The organism is Nocardia sp. XZ_19_369 (assembly GCF_015355715.1).
Classification (GTDB): Bacteria; Actinomycetota; Actinomycetes; order Mycobacteriales; family Mycobacteriaceae; genus Nocardia.
In genome coordinates this window covers 1,034,354-1,052,970 of sequence record NZ_JACVED010000001.1, presented here as the reverse complement: position 1 = coordinate 1,052,970, position 18,617 = coordinate 1,034,354, and the positions used below count along the sequence as shown (strand labels likewise).

The following is an 18,617-nucleotide window of genomic DNA, read 5'->3' as shown; positions in this document are numbered from 1 at the left end:
GCCGGGTCGGCAAGACCCGGTTTGGTGGCGGAACGAGGAAGGGGTCAGTGGACCGATGAGTCAGGCGAAGAAGGGTGGGCTAGGACGCGGTCTTGCCGCGTTGATCCCGACGGGACCGGCGGCGGCGCCGGGGCTCAGCAGTCAAGCGGCCAGCGTCATCGGTCTGGACCCGATCGGGCCGCAGCCCGCTTCGGCCTATCTGCATCGGGTCCCGGACCCGGCGGAGGACGACCTCTCCCCCGGCGGCGCGACCTACCGCGAGATTCCGCCGGAACAGATCGAGCCCAATCCGAAGCAGCCGCGCCAGGTGTTCGAGGCGGAGGCGCTGGACGAGTTGGTGCACTCGATCAAGGAATTCGGCCTGATGCAGCCGATCGTGGTGCGTCGGGTCGAACCGGGTGTCGACAAGTATCAGCTCGTGATGGGCGAACGCCGGTGGCGCGCTTCGCAGGTCGCGGGCCTCGCCGCGATCCCGGCGATCGTCCGGGATACCGCGGACGAGTCGATGCTGCGCGATGCCTTGCTGGAGAACATCCACCGGGTGCAACTCAACCCGCTGGAAGAGGCGGCGGCCTATCAGCAGCTGCTCGAAGAGTTCGGCGTGACCCACGAGGTGCTCGCCGATCGCATCGGCCGTTCCCGCTCTGCCGTGACCAACATGATCCGTCTGCTGAAGCTGCCGATCTCGGTGCAGCGGCGGGTGGCGGCGGGCGTGCTGTCGGCCGGACACGCGCGTGCCCTACTCGGGCTGACCGCGGGAGCGGACGCGCAGGAGGAACTAGCCAAGCGCGTTGTCGCCGAGGGGCTCTCCGTGCGGAGCACCGAGGAGGCGGTCATCCTCGCGAACCAGGAGACGACGCCCGCTCCCGATCCTGCTGCCCCGCCGACCCCGCAGCGCAAGCCGATTCACATGCCGGGTTTGCAGGATGTGGCCGACCGGTTGTCGGGTTCGTTCGACACCCGGGTCATCGTGAGCATGGGCAAGCGCAAAGGGCGGATCGTCGTGGAGTTCGGCTCGGTCGACGACCTCGAGCGGATCGTCAGCTTAATGGAACAGAGCAAGCGCGATTTGTGACAGAAGTGACCAAAATAGACTTGTGAACGCGACAGGTACGAGCCCAGGGCCGAAACGTCACTGTGACGCAGCAGCTTTCGTGAGTTAGTGGAGCACACGACCCGCCCCGGACGGACCAGCACAAGTTCTTGACCAACAGCACAGCGACGTGGAATGAGGCGGGTTCTCTTGATCGCTTATTCTTGCTGGCAAGAAAATAGTGGTGCGGTGTGAGTGAACGAACCGCGTGTCAGTGTGCCTCGCGCACACTGGGGCCGAGCGCAAGCGAGGCGGCGACATGAGTGTGGACGAATCGGACAGCTGGAGGCTGAGCAGAGCAGTGTCGACCAGCGTCACGGCCCTAACCCTCGGCGGGCTCGACAAGCTCCCCGCGCACTCCCGGCGCTGCGTGTTCTGGGAGATGGATCCCGCCGTCGCCGAGGACTCCCGCGGCTTCAGCGATCCGGTCTTCGAAAAGGAGGCCTGGCTCTCCACCGTGCTACTGGAGTGGGGCTCCTGCGGGCAGGTGGCGAACGTCGACGGCAACGTCGCGGGGTGTGCGCTGTATTCGCCGCCTAGCGCCGTGCCGCGGGCCACCCTCTTCCCCACCTCGCCGGTAAGCCCGGACGCGGTCCTGCTGACCACGCTGCAGGCCGAATTTCCGTATCAGGAGGCGGAGGTTGCCCACCAGCTGATGCAGGCTGTGGTGGCCGATCTGGTGCGCCGCGGCGTGCGCGCGCTGGAGTCCTTCGGGATTCGTTCCGATCCGCCCTCGCAGGCGCTGTCGGAGCGCTTCGGCTCGATGACGTTGATGGAGCGCATCATCTCGCCGATCAAGGGTTCCGGGGCTAACGCACCGGGTTCGAAGACCGAGTGCTCGCCGGAGACCTGCATGATCGAGGCGGACTTTCTCGAGGAGGTCGGCTTCAAAGTGGTCGCGCCGCACCACCGTTTCCCCCGGCTGCGCCTGGAACTCGACTCCGATCACTATTGGAAGGAAGACGTGGAGCGCGCGCTCGACCAGCTGCTCGCCGCCGCGGCGATGACGCCCCCGGCCCGGGCCGGAGTTCGCTGACACCTGCCGGACGAGGACAAAGCAGAGCCCCTGGCGATATCGAATCGGCAGGGGCTCTTTGCTTCGATCGACTACATACGGTCGGCGGCGGCGAGTTCCTCCGCCAGCAGTTCCGCGAAAGTGTATGTGCCTGTTGGCTGGTCGTCCTGCCCAAGTAGGTACAGCCGCTTGACCGAGATCAGGATGGCTTCGGCGATCACGTCGCGCATGCGCGGATTGGTGAGCACGGTGGCGTCGTATTCGTTTGTCAGATAACCGATATCGACCTGCACGGTCGGCATCTTGGTGAGCCGCAACAGATCCCAGGTCCTGGCGTGCGTCCGGCAGTCCTGCAGCGAGGTGCGCGCGACGACCTCACGCTGGATGAAGCCGGCCAGCACCTGACCGATCATCGACACCGAGCCGTGCGAATTGCCGAAGTAGAAGCCTGCGACACCGTTGGCCAGCGGGCTCGGGTTGGTCGCGCAGCGCAGCGAGATCATCAGGTCGGCATCGAAGGTGTTCGAGATTTCGGCGCGTTCCGCGTCGGTCGGGTTCTTGCCCCAGGACCGCGACAGGAAGGTTTCCATGCCGGTGGCCGCCATCCGGCCCTCTAGCCGACTTGCCAAGTCCCACAGGATTTCCGACTCGTACACGTCGCCGAACTCGGTCGGCACCGGATGGCCCTTGTCGGGTCCGCCGAGACCGGGATCGATGATGATGCGCTTGCCGGTGAGCTGCGGACCGGCCCGGTGCACCACTTCTTCCTCGGCGATCCGATGCGGATTACCGCCGGTGACCCGAGCGCCGAGCAGGTCGAGCGAGCGCAAGGTATCCGGCCCGCAGATGCCGTCGGCGGCCAGCCCGATCTCCCGCTGGAAGGACGACAGCCCCTCGTGCGTGTGCGGACCGAAGTAGCCGTCCACCCGGTGCACGTAGAAACCCAGGTCCTGCAGCTTGCGCTGCAACGTCGCGACATCGTCGCCGTACAGCGGTGCGGAGAGCTGATAGATCAGCGTGCGGGCACCGAGCCGGTAGGACGCCTCTTTGAGCGCCCGATAGGTGGCCGGGCCGACCACACCGTCGACGAGCAGTCCGCGGTGCTGCTGGAACGCGCGGACCGCTGAGTCGAGACGGTGGTCGAAAGAGGCCTCGGTGTCTTTCCAGTACTCGCGGGCGTCGGCGTGTTCGGTATCGACGTGCGCGTGTAAGAACCCGAGACTTGCCAGGGTGCTCCGAACCTCTGCTACGGCTGGACCGCTATCGCCGTGACGAAGTCGGTGCATGCGTGAGAGCCCTTTCCTTCCGTCAATCCGGGTACCCACTCATGCGATGGGATACACCTTCGCACGACCGGCGTCGGTCGATTGTCTCAGACCCGGACGGGAATTCGGCATTCCCGGGTCCAGGCATCCTACGGCGCGTCGATCGATCTCGACGTCCTTTGGCGCCTATGGCATTTCCGCGACAGGTGTCAGATTTCGCCGTCGAGTTCGCGCAAAAGGGCGGCTTTGCCCTTCGCTCCGACGATCTGCTTCACCGGCTTACCGCCGCGGAACAGCATCATAGTGGGCAGCGAGAGGATCTTGTAATCGCGGGCGGTGCCGGGGTTCGCGTCGACGTCCAATTTCGCGATGGTGAGTTTGTCCGCGTGCGTGCCCGCGATCTCCTCCAGCACCGGGGCGATCATCTTGCACGGCCCGCACCAGGTCGCCCAGAAATCGACGAGCACGGGCTTCTCGCTGAGCAGCACGTCGTCGGCGAACGAGGCGTCGGTGACGGTGATCGTCTTCTTGTCACCAACGGTGGTCTTGGCACTATCGGACATGGGTTTTCTCCTTGCTGAATCGCGGTGCAGCCGTGGGGGTTCGTGACCACGGGAGCCACCGCTCTAGGGCCCCGTCCCGGGCGACGGGGCTGTCAGAGGGTCAGTTGGCGGGTACGGCGACGTTCTGACCGGCGTGGTCCAGGGTGTTGGAGCTGATGTCGCCCTGATCGGCGAGCCAGCGCTCGGCGTCGATGGCCGCGCGACAGCCGGTGCCTGCCGCGGTGATCGCCTGACGGTAGGTGTGGTCGACCAGGTCGCCCGCGGCGAACACGCCGGGCACCTTCGTCGCGGTCGACGGGTGCACCACCTGGACGTAGCCTTCGTCGTCCAGTTCCACCTGGTCGCGGACCAGTTCGCTGCGCGGATCGTGGCCGATCGCGACGAACAGGCCGGTCGCGGCCAGCTCCGAGGTCTCCCCCGTGCGGGTGTCGCGCAGCACCAGGCTCGTCACGCTGCTGTCGCCCTTGACCTCGGCGACCTCGGCGTTGAGCACGAACTTGATCTTCTCGTTGGCCTTGGCCCGCTCCAGCATGATGCGCGAGGCCCGGAACTCCTCGCGGCGGTGCACGATGGTGACGCTGCTGGCGAACTTGGTGAGGAAGGTGGCCTCCTCCATCGCGGAGTCGCCGCCGCCGACCACGACGATGTCCTGGTTCTTGAAGAAGAAGCCGTCGCAGGTGGCGCAGGCGCTCACGCCGCGGCCGAGCAGCCGCTGCTCACCGGGCACGTTGAGGTAGCGGGCGGCCGAACCCATGGCGAGGATCACGGCGTAGGCCTGGTAGGTCTCGTCGCCGACGGTGACGGTCTTGATCGGACCGCTGAGGTCGAGCGCGTCCACGTCCTCGGTGCGGATGTCGGCGCCGAAGCGCTTGGCCTGCTCGCGCATCTCCTCCATCAGGTCCGGGCCCATGATGCCCGCGCGGAAGCCGGGGAAGTTCTCTACTTCGGTGGTCGTCATCAGCGCACCACCGAATTGGGTGCCTTCGAAGACCAGCGGCTGGAGCTCGGCCCGGGCCGCGTACACGGCGGCCGTGTAGCCGGCCGGTCCGGAGCCGACGATGATCAGGTCGCGAACTGGCGCACTCATGAGGCCCTTCCGGGGGAGAAAGCAATGGACATCTCGGTCAACAACAGGGTAATGGCTATTGTTCCTGGACCGGTCGGCTACCACGTGAGGTTCGGCTCAGTGCCGTTTCGGGAGCGTTGCGCCACCTCGGGCATCGATTGTCGGGTGCGTCACTCAACCGATGTCTTGCACGGTGAACTGCTGGGGATCGCCTGTGGTGCAACCGGTTCCGACGACCAGCGCGGTGATTTTGGGGGTACGCGGCCCGGTGAGCAGGATGAGCACCGCGTCTTTGCCGTGAAAGCGCATGTTGTTCGAGCCGAGAACGGTGCGGTCCAGCCCGTTGGCGCGCATGCAGCGCTCCCTGGCGGCCGCGCTGCCGAGCAGGCCGGTGGCGTCGTTGCGGCCGAGCGCGCTGAGCATCGCGGGCGCGCTGAGATCCTCGCCGAGGTGGGCGACGTCCGAGGTCGGCTGGGCGATGGGCGGGGCGTCGTTGCCGCGCACCGCGGTGAGCGCGATCGAGGCGCAGGCGACGACCGCTACCGCGGCGGCCGCGGCGGTGAGCCAGCGCAGCCTGCTGCGACGGCGGTCGTCGAGCGAGATCGGCGCGGCGGGCGGGGTGGAAACCGCAGGGGCTGCGGCGTTTTCGGAGGGGGCCGCGTTTTCCGGTGGCGTCGCCGGTGGTGCCGAGAACGGCAGCCGATAGATGGTCGCGCCCTTTTCGGTGGGCTCCTCGTGCAGATCGAAACCGTCTACGAACTGTTCCAGCTCGGCGGCGAGGTCGTCGGGCATGCGGTGGATGATGCGGTCGCTGCGTCCGAGGGCGCGCAGCTCGGCGCTGACCTCGTCGAGCTCGTGCACGAAACGCAACGCCGCCCCGTCCTGCCGGACGACGGGCCACAGCTGCTCGCGCAACTCGGGTGTCACATTGTCGGCGTGCAGGTCGGCGAGCAGCTCGGCCGAGAACGGAGGCTGCGGCACGGACCGGGTTGCCATCGCACCTCCAGTATTCTCATCTGACATCGCGGGGGTCCCCTCGAGGGTGGGGAACTACATGGACATCGTCTACGGGTTCGTCACTATTAATGACGCAGCTCAACTACTTCCGGTTCCCCGGATCACGCAGAAATTCCAGTCGTTCTTGGAGACGTTGCCGACCGCGGGCGCAGCGACTCTTGATCGTCCCCTCCGGAACACCGAGCATAGCGGCGGCTTCGGCCACGCTATACCCCTCGAGATCGATGGCAACGAGAGCGGTGCGCTGGTCCGGCGGCAGCGCGAACAGCGCCTGGTCGACCACCAGTGACATCTCCATCTCGGCTACCGCATCCCGGTCGTCGCGGGGTTCGGGCATCGTCTCCGGGTCGAGGGAGACGGCCTTGCGAATCTTGTTGCGCCGGATCCGGTCCAGACAGGCGTTCACCACGATCGCGTGCAGCCAGCTGCGTACCTCGGCCTCGGCGCGGAACGAGGCGGCGGTGCGGTGGGCCGAGAGCAGCGCGTCCTGCAGCGAATCCGCCGCATCCTCGCGCGTATAGGAGGTGCGCAGCGCGGTCTGCCACAGATGATCGTTGTGCCTGCGTAGCAGCTCGGCGAAGGCGTGCCGCTGGCCGCCGACATGCGCCTGCAGCAGCTCGACATCGGTGTAGTCGGCGCCCACGAACGAACGTTCGCGGTACGCGACCGACCGCGAAGTCCCCCCGCGGTAGTCCTCGTTCAGTTCCGACGACAAAATGCCAACCCCTTGGACAGCGCTCACGGTGGCGACGGACATGGCTGACCATCGCCGAAATTTCGCAGCATCCAGGATCGAAACACCAGAACCCGGGAAGCTCCCCTGCTGAGAGCGCCAGGAGATCATATCGTCCGTCGCGATTCGTCAGCAACTGAACGAGGGATACGGTGGCAGACCTCCTGCGGAGCGGGCAGGGCGCCAACCGATTTCGCAAGAACAGGGGTAACTCGCCGGAAAGGGCCGACCGGGTCGACTCACCAGTCGTCAGCCGCCGGCGTCAGGACAGCTCAAGCCGCAGCGTCGAAACGTATATCAGCGATCGAAGTTTGGAACTGAGCACCGGAGTTTCCCAGTCCGGTGATCCAGACGAGCACATACCGGGCGGCTTGATCGGCCCGTACCGGAATGTCGGTGTTCCCCTCGCCCAGCTTGGCCGTGCCGATCAGCTGGGTCTGATCCAAGGTCGGCTGCGCGGTGGGCGAGGTGCGGATCTCGACCGTGGTCCCCGGGCTCGGCGAGTTGATCGAGACGCTGGTCAACTTCGCCGGGCTCGGCAGCGTCGACAGCAGCCCGACCCCCTTCTTGAGCGCGGGGAATTGCTGGAAGTATTGATCCGTGCGCCACTGGGTGACGGGATTCTGATCGAGCACCGCGTTCACCTGGCCGACCCCGTCCGGGGTGCCCTCCGGCGAGAACACCGTCACGCTCGTCACCGGAATCGGCACCCCGCCCGAGGCGGTGGTCGGTCCGGCGGCCGCCGGTGTCGTCGGTGGCGCACTGTTGGTGGTGAGGCCGATATTGCGTTGCTCGTTGAGCGGTGCGTCGGAGGCGCCCGGCGCGAACACGCTGACCATCCACCAGATCACGATGCCGACCACGAGCGCGGCCAGGATGCCGAGGCCGACCATGATCCACATCATCCGCTGGGATCTCTCGCGTTCGGCCGCGAGCAGGTCCGGGTCGGCGAGCGACTCGTCGGGCGCGGCAGGCGTCGCCCGCTGGCCGAGCCGGAGCACCGGGATGAAATCGGTCTTCTGATCCACCACCGAGGCCTGCTCGAGCACGTGCTGCACGGTCGCGGCGGTGCGTACGCCCTTGTTCGACTCCAGCGACCGCACCGCGACCGCCGAGATCTCGAAGGGCACTTCGGGTCTTATCTGGCGTGGTTCCACCGGCGTGCCGTCCGGGCCGAAGTCGGCGAGCCGCAACCCTCCGACAGTTGCGGCGGTGCCGGTGACGCCGCCGGAGCGGATCGGCCAGCGGGCGGTGATCAGTGCGTAGAGCATGGCGCCGAGACCGCGCACATCGGACTGCGCGTCCGAGTCGGCCAGGGTGCCGGGGAAGGCGAGCACCGCGTCGCCGGTCGCACTGATCCGCACCCGGTCCGGGTGGTCGATGGACAGCGAGCCACCGCCGCGATGGGCCAGCTCGGCGGCGGAGGCCAGCGCACGGATCGCGCGGGCGGCACCGATCGGCGAGGGCACCGTTTCGGCCATCTCGCGCAGCGAGCGACCCGGGGTCCACTCGGCCACCACGATGCCGCCGGAGCTACCGCGCACCACATCGAGTACCCGGGCCAGGCCGGGCGAGTTGATCCGCCCGAGCCGCAGCGTGCGGGACAGAATGGCCTGCGGGCCGTCGTGGCCGGAGTTCTCGCTGGCCTTCTGGTCGGCGTCGACGAAGGTCAGCGCGACCTCGCGGTCGAGCTTGATGTCGAGCGCCTGCCAGAACTTGAGGCCGCGTGCCCCGCCGTGCCCGGCGAGCAGGCGGTACCGGCCGCCGGCCACCGACGCGCCGGGAATCAGCTTGGGTCCGCGCGGCGTACGCCGGGCACCGCCACCGAGCGGCGGCATCTCCGGCGAGCCGATCGGGATCATCCCGGTGTCGTACATCGGATCGCGCGCCGGGATCTGACCCTGGCGATCGCGTGGTTCCGCGTCGTGTCCCTGTGGGGCCGCGTCGGGCCCTGGTCCGTCGTACTCCGGTGCGGTCCCGTCGTGATCCCGAGCGTCGTAATCGGGCGGGCCGGTGCCGATCTCGCGGTTCGCGTACGCGGGATCCGACGGCTCTCCCCCGGGTGGCGGAGCGTCCGTCGAAAGCCCGCCTGCCGTGGTCGCAGAAGAATCAGCGGCTGGGACGCCGCCCACCGCGTCGTCGCTCACCCTCGGTCCTCCTTCGCCCTGGTAATTCGAGGTTCCGGCGATTTCGCCACTTGTGCTTCTCTGCCGAACAGGGTACGGGAACTCGCCCATGCCGGTGATGTCAACGGCATCGGCTCGGATCACGGGCAAGACCATGGTCTGAGCATCCATGTGCGGGTCGTACCCAGGGTAGGCCAAATATGGATCTGGCCTGCGCAATACCTGAGTTGCGTACTGATCGTCGACCGGACCGTCGAGATCGAGATCCGGCGCGGGCGGCGTCCAGCCGAGGCGGCGCGAGATCGCGACGGTGATCGCGACGATCTCCGGCACCCCGGCCAGGCGCATCAGGCCGAAGGCGACCGCGAACATCACGACCGCCGTGATGGCCACCCGAACGAGCGAACCCGGCCCACCGAAGGACTCGGTCAAGCGGTCCAGGCCGAGCACCCGGTCCACGATCCACATGACGGCCCCACCGGCCACCGAGGCGAACAGGACGCGGGTGATGGTCCGGCTGACGTTCGACATGCGCAGGTCGCCGAGACTGCGGTGCAGCAGGTAGCCACCCACCACGGCGCCGACCGCGAACCCGAGACCGTTCGCGACGCCCAGCGCGATCACCACGTGCTCGGCATCGGTGACCATCGGGGCGATCGCCGAGAAGACGATCTTGGCGGCGGTGATGCCGAGGATGATCCAGGTCGGGATCCACGCCTGTTCCCTGGCGTAGAACACGCGCAGATGAATCAGCACCAGCGCGTAGGGAATCAGCGAGAACGCCGACCAGCTGACCGCGAGGCCGAGGCGGGAGGCATCGTCGCTGCCGAAGTTGCCGTATCCGTAGAGCGCCTGCCCGACCTGCGGTCCGGCCAGCGTCAGGAAGGTGACCACCGGCAGCAGGGCGATCATGGTCAACCTGGTCGCGGCGGACAGGTCGTCCACCACCGCGGGGGTGTCGTCGGCGGCGGCGTTACGGCTCAACCGCGGCATGATCGCGGTGAGCACGGTGACGCCGAGGACGCCGTAGGGCAACTGCAGCAGCAGCCATGCGTTGTTGTAGATCGCCGGGCCCGCCGCGTCGGCGTGCGAGGAGATACGGGTGGCGAAGACGAAGCCGGCCTGACTGATCAGGACGTACAGAATGATGGCCGCGCCCATGCCGCCGAACTGCTTGAGCCGGTCGTCGACACCCCAGAGCGGCCGCAGATCGATGTGCTCCCGGCGGATCGCGGGCACCAGGCTGATCGCCTGCACCACCACGCCCAGCGTGACGCCGACGCCGAGGACCAGCAGTTTCGGCTCGCCCATCCGCACCGGGTTCAGGCTGATCTCGCCCGGCATCAGCACATAGAGCCCGAGCACCGTGAGCACCACGAGGTTGTTGAGCACCGGCGCCCACGCACCGGGTTTAAACTGCTGGCGGGTATTGAGGATGGCCGTCAGCAAGGCGGACATGCCGTAGAACAGGATCGCGGGCAATAGCAGGAAGGCCAGCGCCGTGGTGAGTCCGGTGTTGACCTTGCCGTCGTCGGACAGGAAGACGTACGTGGTCAGCAGCGGTGCGGCCGCGGTGGCCAGCAGCGCCGCGGTGGCCAGCACCACGAACGCGGCGGTGACGAGTCGCCGGACGAAGGCCGCCCCGTTGTCGGGGTCCTCCTGTTCCGCACGCACCAGCGTCGGCACCACGATCGCGGTGAGCACCGCGCCGAGCACGAGTTCGGCGATCATGTTCGGGATCTGGCTGGCCACGGTGAACGCACTCGCGATGGCCGGGCCCAGCACGGTGAGCAACAGCAGCTGCTTACCGAAACCGGTCACTCGGCTGATCAGAGTCGCGAATGCGATCGACCCGGAGTCACTGAGCAGTCGGGCACTCGAACTCGGCTTCTGTTCCGCAGCCTTGGTGGCAGCGGGCCACTCCTTGGTCCGTGGCCGGTTGCCCACCTCGGCGGGCTCGGCGACCGCAGGCGCGGGTGGTCTGCGGCGCGGCGGCGGGTACGGCTCGGGCCGTGCTTGCGGCGGGGCGTAGCGCGGCGGTGGCATCCGGCTGGACTGCGGCGGACCGGCAGACTGCGGGCCGGGCGGTTTGGGTCGGGGCGAGCCGGTCGGAATCGGTCCGGATTGACCGGGTGCAGGTCGCACCGGGCGTGGGTCGCCGACCGGGGTCGCGCCGGGCTGACCGGATGCGGGCCGCGCCGGGCGTGCGTCGTTGCCGGGACTCGCACCAGGCTGACCCGGTGCAGGCCGTGCGGGACGTGCGTCGTTGCCGGAACCCCCGCCGGGCTGACCGGGTGCTGGTCGTGCGGGACGTGCGTCGTTGCCCGAACTTCCGCCGGGCTGACCGGGTACAGGCCGTGCCGGGCGTGGATCGCTGGCGGGAATCGCACCGGATTGACCGGGTGCGGGTCGCGCGGCCGGGCGCGGGGGGCTGGCCGGGATGGCGCCGGATTGACCGGGTCGCGGAGGGCTCGCGGGGATCGCGGCGGACTGACCGGGCGGCGGTCCAGGACGCTGACCGGGCGGAATCGGACGAGGCTGCTGGGGCGGCGCCGGGTATTGCCGCTGCCCGGGGTGCGGTGCGGGGGCGGGCCGTTGGGCCGGTGCCGGTGCGGGAGCGGGACGTTGTGGCGGCGCCGGTGGACGTTGCGGTGGTCCCGGCGGCATGCGCTGGCCCTGCCACGGCTGCGGCGGCCCCGACGGCCTGCTGATCTTCGGGACGCGGGGCGGGGGCGGTTCGTACGGCCCGGCGTTCATGTCCGGGTCCTCGGCCTCCGCCTGTGGCGGTAGCCGTTCCCACGGGGCAACGGGCGCCCGACGGGCCGGTGGGCCGTCGCGCCGATCGGAGCCGGGCCGATGCGCCGATGAGTCATCGTCGCTCATCATGCCTCCTGCGCCCGGCGCGGGGGTGCATCCCGGTCGGCTCGGCGAGCGGCGCCCACGCTGAATCGCTCACCGTTCCTCCTGGTAATGCCCATCACTCACACCACCCCTGCGCCGGTGCGAGCTTTCCGCGATTGTCCTCCACTCTGCCACTGTGGTTTGTCGGACGTCCAAATCCGGTAGCAGCGGGCGCTGTTCGCCGGGTCGAGCGATCGAACGGGACACAACAGGGGGCGCTAGCTCACCGTCCCTCACTGTGCCTCCTGATGCTCCTGCTGTATGACTCGTTGCTTGGCGCGCCGGTACCGATTGACTCGACGCCGGGTGCTCGGGTCGAAACCTTCGTCGGCCGGATCCGGCTGCCCGCGGAACCGGCGCCACAAGCGGCGCCCGGCCAACAGGAACAGCAGTATTCCGGCACATGCGGTAATTATTGCCAGGGCCTGACCATAGGCGTTCGAACGAACCGAAACAGAGGTGGCATTCCCCAGCGGAATGCCGTCGGGTGTGGTAAGGGATATCGGAATCACCAGGTTACGGCTGTCGCTCACCTCGGTCGGGATTTGGAACGAGCGTGTCCCCTTCGGCGGCAGCTGTTGCTCATCGATGTCGGTGATCTTCGTCTCGGCTGGGGCCTCGATGCGGAATTTGATCCGGACCGACACCGGCAGATCGTTACGCGCGACCAGCAGCAACGGGCTCTGTTCCGAGGCGAGGGTGTACACGCCCCCCGGCGGCAGCACGGTCACCGAGTTATAGATCTTGTCCATCGCCCGCGTCGTCTGATCGATCCGCCGCTGCGCGAAGGTGTCCGCCTGCGTGGCGTCACCGGTCCGTCGATCGGACAGGCTCAACACCCGGATCAGGTCGTCGCGCAAGGGATCGAGGAACTGGCGTGGCGTCGGTTCGGACTCCGGCACCTCGACCAGCGCGCGCATCAGCTCGCTGATCCGGCGTCCCTGGTCGCGCACCGGCGCGAGGAACCGGTCCGGCACCGCGTCCTCGGCGGCCTGCGGCAGATAGTCCAGCTCGTAGGGTCGCGGGTCAGCCGGTTGCTCGACCAGCGACTGGAACGGGCGCGGCGTCGCGAGGTTGCCGCGCACCAGCAACTCGAGCTGGCGCAGCAGGGCGGTGCCCTCGTCCTTGCTCGCGCTCCACTGCTGCGGCGGGACGAGCAGCAGTGAACGCGGCTGGTCCGGCTGTGGATTGAGCGCGGTCCAGGAGATCGCGCCGAGTGCGTCCTGCAACCGCGCGACGCGGGAGTCGTTGGTGACCTCGTAGCGGACCTTGGCGGGGGTGAACGAGGGTGTCGGCGGGTTCGAGCCCACTGCGGCGAGCGCCGTCGCGGACCAGATGTCGAAGGTCGCCACGTGCAGCGACGGATCGACCGCCGGGGCGGGCGGATTCCCGTTCGGCGGCGGGTCGGCGGCGGGCGGGGTGGCCGCGGCAGGCGGTGCCGGTGGCAGGGCCGCGGTCACCTGAGGCAGTCGCACGACGTCCGGACCCGCGGGCGGCGTGGTCAGGCTCCCCGTGCTTTGCAGCGCGGTGGACCTGCTCTTGCTGTCGCCGCGGCTGATGGTCGACCGGGTCAGCTCGGACGTGCCCGCCGTGCCCTCCGCCGCGACGGCGGTGTCGGCGAGGACCGCGGTGCTGAAACCGTGACCGCGCAACAGGACTCCCGCGCCGCCATCGATGGTGCCCGCGTCCGGCAGGCTCACCCCGCGCACCGACTTGGTGGTCAGGATCGAGTCGACGATCTCGGCGGGCGCGTTCATCGCCCGCGCCGAGAGGTCCGGATCGTTCACCGCCGCCAGCGCGGCGAGGTCAACCTGCGCGAACGGCAGTGCCACGGTGCACATCGACCCGGCGAGCGCGCGCAACCGGTCCAGCCAGGTCTGGGCCTGCGCCGAGCCGGTGCCCGGCCGGGTCGCGCCGTCCGGATCGGACGGGCTGGCCAGCACCCGGTACCCCTTGGTCATCGCCTGCACGGTGACCAGCAGATCGGGGTCGACCGCCAGACAGACCGAGGCGGCGAGCGCGCGGTCGCGCAGGGGCGAGGTGTCGAACACCGTCTCCAAGGCGCCGAGCAACTGGTCCAGGCGACCGCCCTTGGCGAGGGACGCGGCCAGCTCGTCGTCGGTGAGTTCGACCTTGCGGTCCGGCGATCCTGGGATGCCCGCCACCATGCGCGGCCGGTCGGCCAGCGGCCACAGCAGCGTCGTCGCGACCGGCGCATCGGTCGGCGCGGTGACCGCCTCCGCCGCATCGGCGTCTTTCGAGGCGGGCGGCACGCCGAGCACCGGCAGCAGGAACCTGGCGTCGTCGAGCCGGGCCGGATTGCCGTAGTCCGGTTTGCCGTTCACGTTCAGCAGCAGCGGGTACACGCCCGGATCGCTGATGCGCAGCGACGGTGCGCCGGTTCCGTCCGGGCGCAGCGGGATGGTCACGGTGAATTTGGTGCGCTCGCCCTTGTCGAGCTGCGTGGCGACCTCTTCGAACTCACCGAACACGTCGTAGTTGATCTGATCCTGCTGCAGGGTGGCGCGCAGATCGCCCGGCGTCGCGACCGCGGCCGCCCGCTGCACCCGGACGGTGACGCCGGAGACCATGCGATCGCCGATGTTGGTGACCGTGCCCGAGACCGTGAGGGTCCGATCGCTGGTGCTGGTCACCGCGGTCGGCGTCACCGAATCGAGCGACAGCTTCAGGAAGGACTTGGCCGCCGTGCCGGAGCCGGACCCGGTGGGCTGCGCCTGCGCGGCGGCAGGCGCCAGGATCGGCAGCGTCGACGCCGAACCCAGGATGGTCAGGGCCGCGACGATGATCCGGAACAGTGCGCCACGGGCCCGTCGCTCGGGGCGCGGCGCACCTGCCGCCCGGCCACCGCCCCCCACGGAATCGCTGTGCGATGCCGAAAAGTCTGGGGTCATCGCTTGCCGGTCTCCATCCGGTCGATCAGCTTGTTCGCCACTTCGGCCAGGCGGCGTTCGTCCGCGTAGGCCAGTCGAGAATTCAACTCGCTCAACGGCACCCACGCCACCTGGGTGACTTCCACGTCGGCGTCGGACAATTCGCCGCCGGTGGAACGCAGTAGATAATGATGCACCGTCTTGTGTACCCGCCGGCCATCGGTGACGAACCAGTAATCGATGCTGCCCAGCTCCGCCACCACCACGCCGTTGATGCCGGTCTCCTCGGCCACCTCACGGATCGCGGTTTGCTCGGAGGTCTCTCCCTCTTCGATGTGTCCCTTCGGCAGCGACCACAGCAGCCGTCCGCGCCGGTCCGTTCGTCCGATCAGCGCCGCGCTGCGCTTCTCCCGCGGACCGTCCAGCCCGTCCACGACAAGCCCGCCAGCTGAGGTTTCTCGCACCGTACGCATGCGTGGTTTCGCCGCGTTGGCGGCCGAACCGCGGCGCCGAGGCTGGCGGCGTCGACTGTTCGCACGATCGGCCGGAGACACCAAAACATCCTACTGTGCGCATTTGCCAAACCTTCGTCACGGCGCTGAACTCGCCCGCCCGTCGCCCGGACCACCACCCTCCATCGAATCGGTGCCCGATGCTGCTATATCCGGCCGCGAACCAGCAGCGCCGCAGGCGCGGCAAATGACACTCGGTAAGCTGCTGATTCGTGGTTTCGACCGAGTCCGAGGACGCAGAGCTGGATAGACGTACCCGATTGCTGGCTGCGGCGGCGGTGACGTTGGGCAGGCTGTCCGATGTGCTGGAACCGCTCGGCGAGATGTTCGCGGCGCGGGGGCACGAGTTGTATCTGGTCGGCGGCAGTGTCCGCGACGCGGTGCTCGGGCGGCTCGGCACGGATCTGGACTTCACCACCGACGCGCGGCCGGAGCAGGTGCAGGAGATGCTGCGCGGCTGGGCCGACCATCTGTGGGACACCGGTGGTTTGGCGTTCGGCACGGTGAGCGGGTCGAAGGGTGGCCAGCAGCTGGAGATCACCACCTTCCGCAGTGACAACTACGACCGCGTTTCGCGCAATCCCGAGGTCACCTTCGGCGACAATCTCGACGACGACCTGGTGCGCCGCGACTTCACCGTGAACGCGATGGCGGTGCGGATCGGCGCGGACGGCTCGCTCGACTTCGTCGACCCACTGGGCGGCATGGACGCGCTGCTCGCCGGCGTGCTGGATACGCCTGCGGCGCCCGAGGATTCGTTCAACGACGACCCGCTGCGCATGTTGCGCGCGGCCAGGTTCGTCGCCCAACTCGGCTTCGAGCTGCAGCCGCGGGTGCACACGGCGATCACCGCGATGGCCGAGCAGATCGACCGGATCACCGCGGAACGGGTCCGGGTAGAGCTGGACAAGCTGATCGGCGGCCTGCACCCGATCGACGGCATCAACATCATGTGCGAGACCGGCCTGGCCCAGCGGGTGCTACCGGAGGTGCCCGCGATGAAGCTGGAGATCGACGAGCACCACCAGCACAAGGACGTCTACTGGCACTCGCTCACGGTGCTCCAGCAGGCCATCGATCTGGAGGACGGCGACCCCGACCTGGTGTTGCGCTGGGCGGCGCTGCTGCACGACATCGGCAAGCCGGACACCAAGCGCAACGAGCCGGGTGGCGGCGTCAGCTTCCACCACCACGAGGTGGTGGGCGCGAAGATGGTGCGCAAGCGGATGCGGGCGCTGAAGTATCCGAAGCAGTTCACCGAGGACGTGGCCCGGCTGGTGTTCCTGCACTTGCGTTTCCATGGCTACGGCAAGGGGCAGTGGACCGATTCCGCGGTGCGCCGCTACGTGACCGACGCCGACGACCTGCTCCCCCGTCTGCACAAACTGGTCCGCGCCGACTGCACCACCCGTAACAAGCGCAGGGCCGCGGCGTTGCGCAGTACTTATGACGAGCTGGAGTCACGGATCGCGAAGTTGCGCGAGCAGGAGGATCTGGCGAAGGTCCGCCCCGATCTGGACGGCAACTCGATCATGGAATTGCTCGGCCTGCCACCGGGTCCCGAGGTCGGTAAGGCGTGGCGATTCCTGAAGGAGCTGCGGCTCGATCGCGGTCCGATGACCCGCGACGAGGCGGAGGCGGCCTTGAAGGAGTGGTGGAAAGCCCAGGCCTAGAAGATGATCAGCGTGGTTCCGGCGACGATGGCGGACCGGATCTGCGCCAGATCGAAGGACCCGGTGATCTCGGGCAGCTCGATCCGGAAACGCACCAGGTCGCCGTCGCGGGTGGCGTGCACGATGCGCGCTTGATTCGGTAGTTCTTCCAGCAGCAATGCGGGTGTGCCGATCATCCGGCGCGGTATCCGCAGGCCCAGCCAGCTGGCTCGATGGAGTTCCACGGTCACCCGGTTGTCGGTCACCGAGGCGTCCACCAGTGCGGTCAGCCGCCGGTGCCGGTGTTTCGCGCGGATCAGGCCGCCGGGGTCGACGTCGAGGACCCAGTCCAGCGGCTGGCTGTTGATCCAGCCGACCAGCGCCGCCGTGGTGACCGTGCCGTCGAGGTCGAGTTGCGCGGCCCGCACCCTGGTCGGCACGCCGGGAACCAGGCGGACGCCGTGCGCGATCACCGTCACGGCCTCGATCGCATGATCGTCCCAGCGCAGCCGGGACAGCACCGTCTTGGTCTGGAAGTGCGCGCCGCGCCTGCGGACCTTCAGCACCTGCAGGGTGGCGTGCAGATCGTGTCCGAGCAGGGTCGCGCTGACCTCCTGCCCACCGAATCGGCTGAGGATGCCCTCGCTGAGCACGGTCATCAGGGCATCCGGCATCAGCGCCGTCACGGTGCCAGCGCCGAGGTCGGCGCCCGCATCCACCCAGGAGGTGGTGACGGCGATCCATTGCTCCAGCCAGGACTGCTCGAACAGGCGCTTGCCGAGATCGACGGCCCGCAACGGCGACCAGGACTTCGGATCGAAATACGTGGCCATGATTGATCCGAGCGTACTGGCCGACGCCGGACTCGACCATCGTGCTGTGACCCAGGTCGCGCCCGCCCGGGAGCAGCGCCCGCTGAACAGGCGTTCTTGCTTGTGGAACACCGCGCCGACGAGAATCGAAGTGCTGTCTACAACACACCGCCACGGAAAGGGTGCATATGCCGCTGGATCTGAACAGTGATCTCGGCGAGGGCTTCGGTCCGTGGCAGATGGGCGACGACGCGGCGATGTTGGACATCGTCACCAGCGCCAACATCGCCTGCGGGTTCCACGCGGGTGACCCCTCGATCATGCGCCGGACCTGCGCGCTGGCCGTCGAGAAGGGGGTCCGGATCGGCGCCCACGTCGGCTACCGTGACCTGGCCGGATTCGGCCGCCGGGAGATCACCATGGACCCCGCCGAGCTGCGCGACGAGGTGCTGTATCAGATCGGCAGTCTCGGCGCGTTCGCCGAGGCCGCGGGCGATCGGGTGCGGTACGTGAAACCCCATGGTGCGCTCTACCATTCGGCCTCCCGCGAGCGGCGGTTCGCGGACGCGGTGCTGGCCGCGATGCTCGACTACGACCCGGAGCTCGCACTGCTCGGCCCGGCAGGCAGCGAGTTGGCGCATGCGGCCGAGGCGGCGAAGGTGCGCTTCGTCGGTGAGGGCTTCGCCGATCGCGCGTACACGCCGACCGGCACGCTCGCCAAGCGTGGCCTGCCCGGGGCCGTGCTGGACACCGATGCCGCGGTCGCGCAGGCGGTTTCGATCGCCATGTCGGGTTCCGCGCGCACGGTCGACGGGTCCGGTGAGGTCGCGGTGCAGGCGGCCAGCCTCTGCGTGCACGGTGATACGCCTGCCGCGGTCGAGATGGCCCGGCTCATCCGCACCGCCCTGGACGAGGTCGGGGTGCCGGTCGAACCGTTCGTCTGAGCATGACTTTCCGAACGCCGGGCGCGG

General features: G+C 68.4%; 13 protein-coding genes. 4 read left to right on the top strand and 9 right to left on the bottom strand.

What is annotated here, in order from left to right; genetic code table 11:
• Positions 1–55 precede the first annotated feature (55 nt).
• Complete coding sequence (locus tag IBX18_RS04885; RefSeq protein WP_107653492.1) at positions 56–1,075, top strand: ParB/RepB/Spo0J family partition protein; 1,020 nt, start codon at positions 56–58, stop codon at positions 1,073–1,075.
• A 319-nt stretch (positions 1,076–1,394) separates the two neighbouring features.
• The gene (locus IBX18_RS04880) at positions 1,395–2,129 is read left to right on the top strand and encodes a hypothetical protein (RefSeq protein WP_107653491.1); all 735 of its coding nucleotides are present in this window, start codon (positions 1,395–1,397) and stop codon (positions 2,127–2,129) included.
• Positions 2,130–2,200: 71 nt separating this feature from the next.
• On the opposite strand, the gene IBX18_RS04875 is transcribed toward IBX18_RS04880, so the two are convergent.
• The 8 genes from IBX18_RS04875 to IBX18_RS04840 form a co-directional block, all read right to left on the bottom strand.
• Complete coding sequence (locus tag IBX18_RS04875) at positions 2,201–3,394, bottom strand: N-acetylmuramoyl-L-alanine amidase (protein WP_107653490.1); 1,194 nt, start codon at positions 3,392–3,394, stop codon at positions 2,201–2,203.
• 188 nt (positions 3,395–3,582) lie between these two features.
• The gene (trxA, locus tag IBX18_RS04870) at positions 3,583–3,936 is read right to left on the bottom strand and encodes a thioredoxin (RefSeq protein ID WP_147139870.1); all 354 of its coding nucleotides are present in this window, start codon (positions 3,934–3,936) and stop codon (positions 3,583–3,585) included.
• 100 nt (positions 3,937–4,036) lie between these two features.
• A complete protein-coding gene (gene trxB, locus IBX18_RS04865) occupies positions 4,037–5,023 on the bottom strand; it encodes a thioredoxin-disulfide reductase (protein WP_194832477.1) in 987 nt (328 codons plus the stop codon).
• A gap of 153 nt (positions 5,024–5,176) precedes the next feature.
• Complete coding sequence (locus IBX18_RS04860) at positions 5,177–5,998, bottom strand: hypothetical protein (RefSeq protein WP_194832476.1); 822 nt, start codon at positions 5,996–5,998, stop codon at positions 5,177–5,179.
• A gap of 103 nt (positions 5,999–6,101) precedes the next feature.
• Positions 6,102–6,776, bottom strand: a complete 675-nt coding sequence (sigM, locus tag IBX18_RS04855; RefSeq protein WP_228540299.1) for an RNA polymerase sigma factor SigM — start codon at positions 6,774–6,776, stop codon at positions 6,102–6,104.
• A 248-nt stretch (positions 6,777–7,024) separates the two neighbouring features.
• Positions 7,025–10,924, bottom strand: coding sequence for a murein biosynthesis integral membrane protein MurJ (locus IBX18_RS04850; protein WP_194832475.1), 3,900 nt, complete (start codon positions 10,922–10,924; stop codon positions 7,025–7,027).
• Positions 10,925–12,012: 1,088 nt separating this feature from the next.
• Entirely contained in the window at positions 12,013–14,691 is a 2,679-nt protein-coding gene (locus IBX18_RS04845; protein WP_228540298.1) for a DUF6049 family protein, read from the bottom strand.
• Positions 14,688–15,224 (bottom strand): NUDIX hydrolase, encoded by a 537-nt coding sequence (locus tag IBX18_RS04840; RefSeq protein WP_107659875.1) that lies wholly within the window; start codon positions 15,222–15,224, stop codon positions 14,688–14,690. The genes IBX18_RS04845 and IBX18_RS04840 overlap by 4 nt, the downstream gene beginning before the upstream one ends.
• Before the next feature lie 170 nt (positions 15,225–15,394).
• On the opposite strand from IBX18_RS04840, the gene IBX18_RS04835 reads away from it, so the two are divergent.
• Positions 15,395–16,855: a CCA tRNA nucleotidyltransferase gene (locus tag IBX18_RS04835; protein WP_306796134.1), complete on the top strand. Its 1,461-nt coding sequence runs from the start codon at positions 15,395–15,397 to the stop codon at positions 16,853–16,855.
• Here IBX18_RS04835 and IBX18_RS04830 read toward each other — a convergent pair.
• On the bottom strand, positions 16,852–17,667 hold the full coding sequence (locus IBX18_RS04830; protein ID WP_194832474.1) for a hypothetical protein: 816 nt from the start codon (positions 17,665–17,667) through the stop codon (positions 16,852–16,854). The genes IBX18_RS04835 and IBX18_RS04830 overlap by 4 nt on opposite strands.
• 167 nt (positions 17,668–17,834) lie before the next feature.
• Here IBX18_RS04830 and IBX18_RS04825 point away from each other — a divergent pair, with 167 nt between their 5' ends.
• Entirely contained in the window at positions 17,835–18,590 is a 756-nt protein-coding gene (locus tag IBX18_RS04825; RefSeq protein WP_194832473.1) for a LamB/YcsF family protein, read from the top strand.
• Positions 18,591–18,617 lie beyond the last annotated feature (27 nt).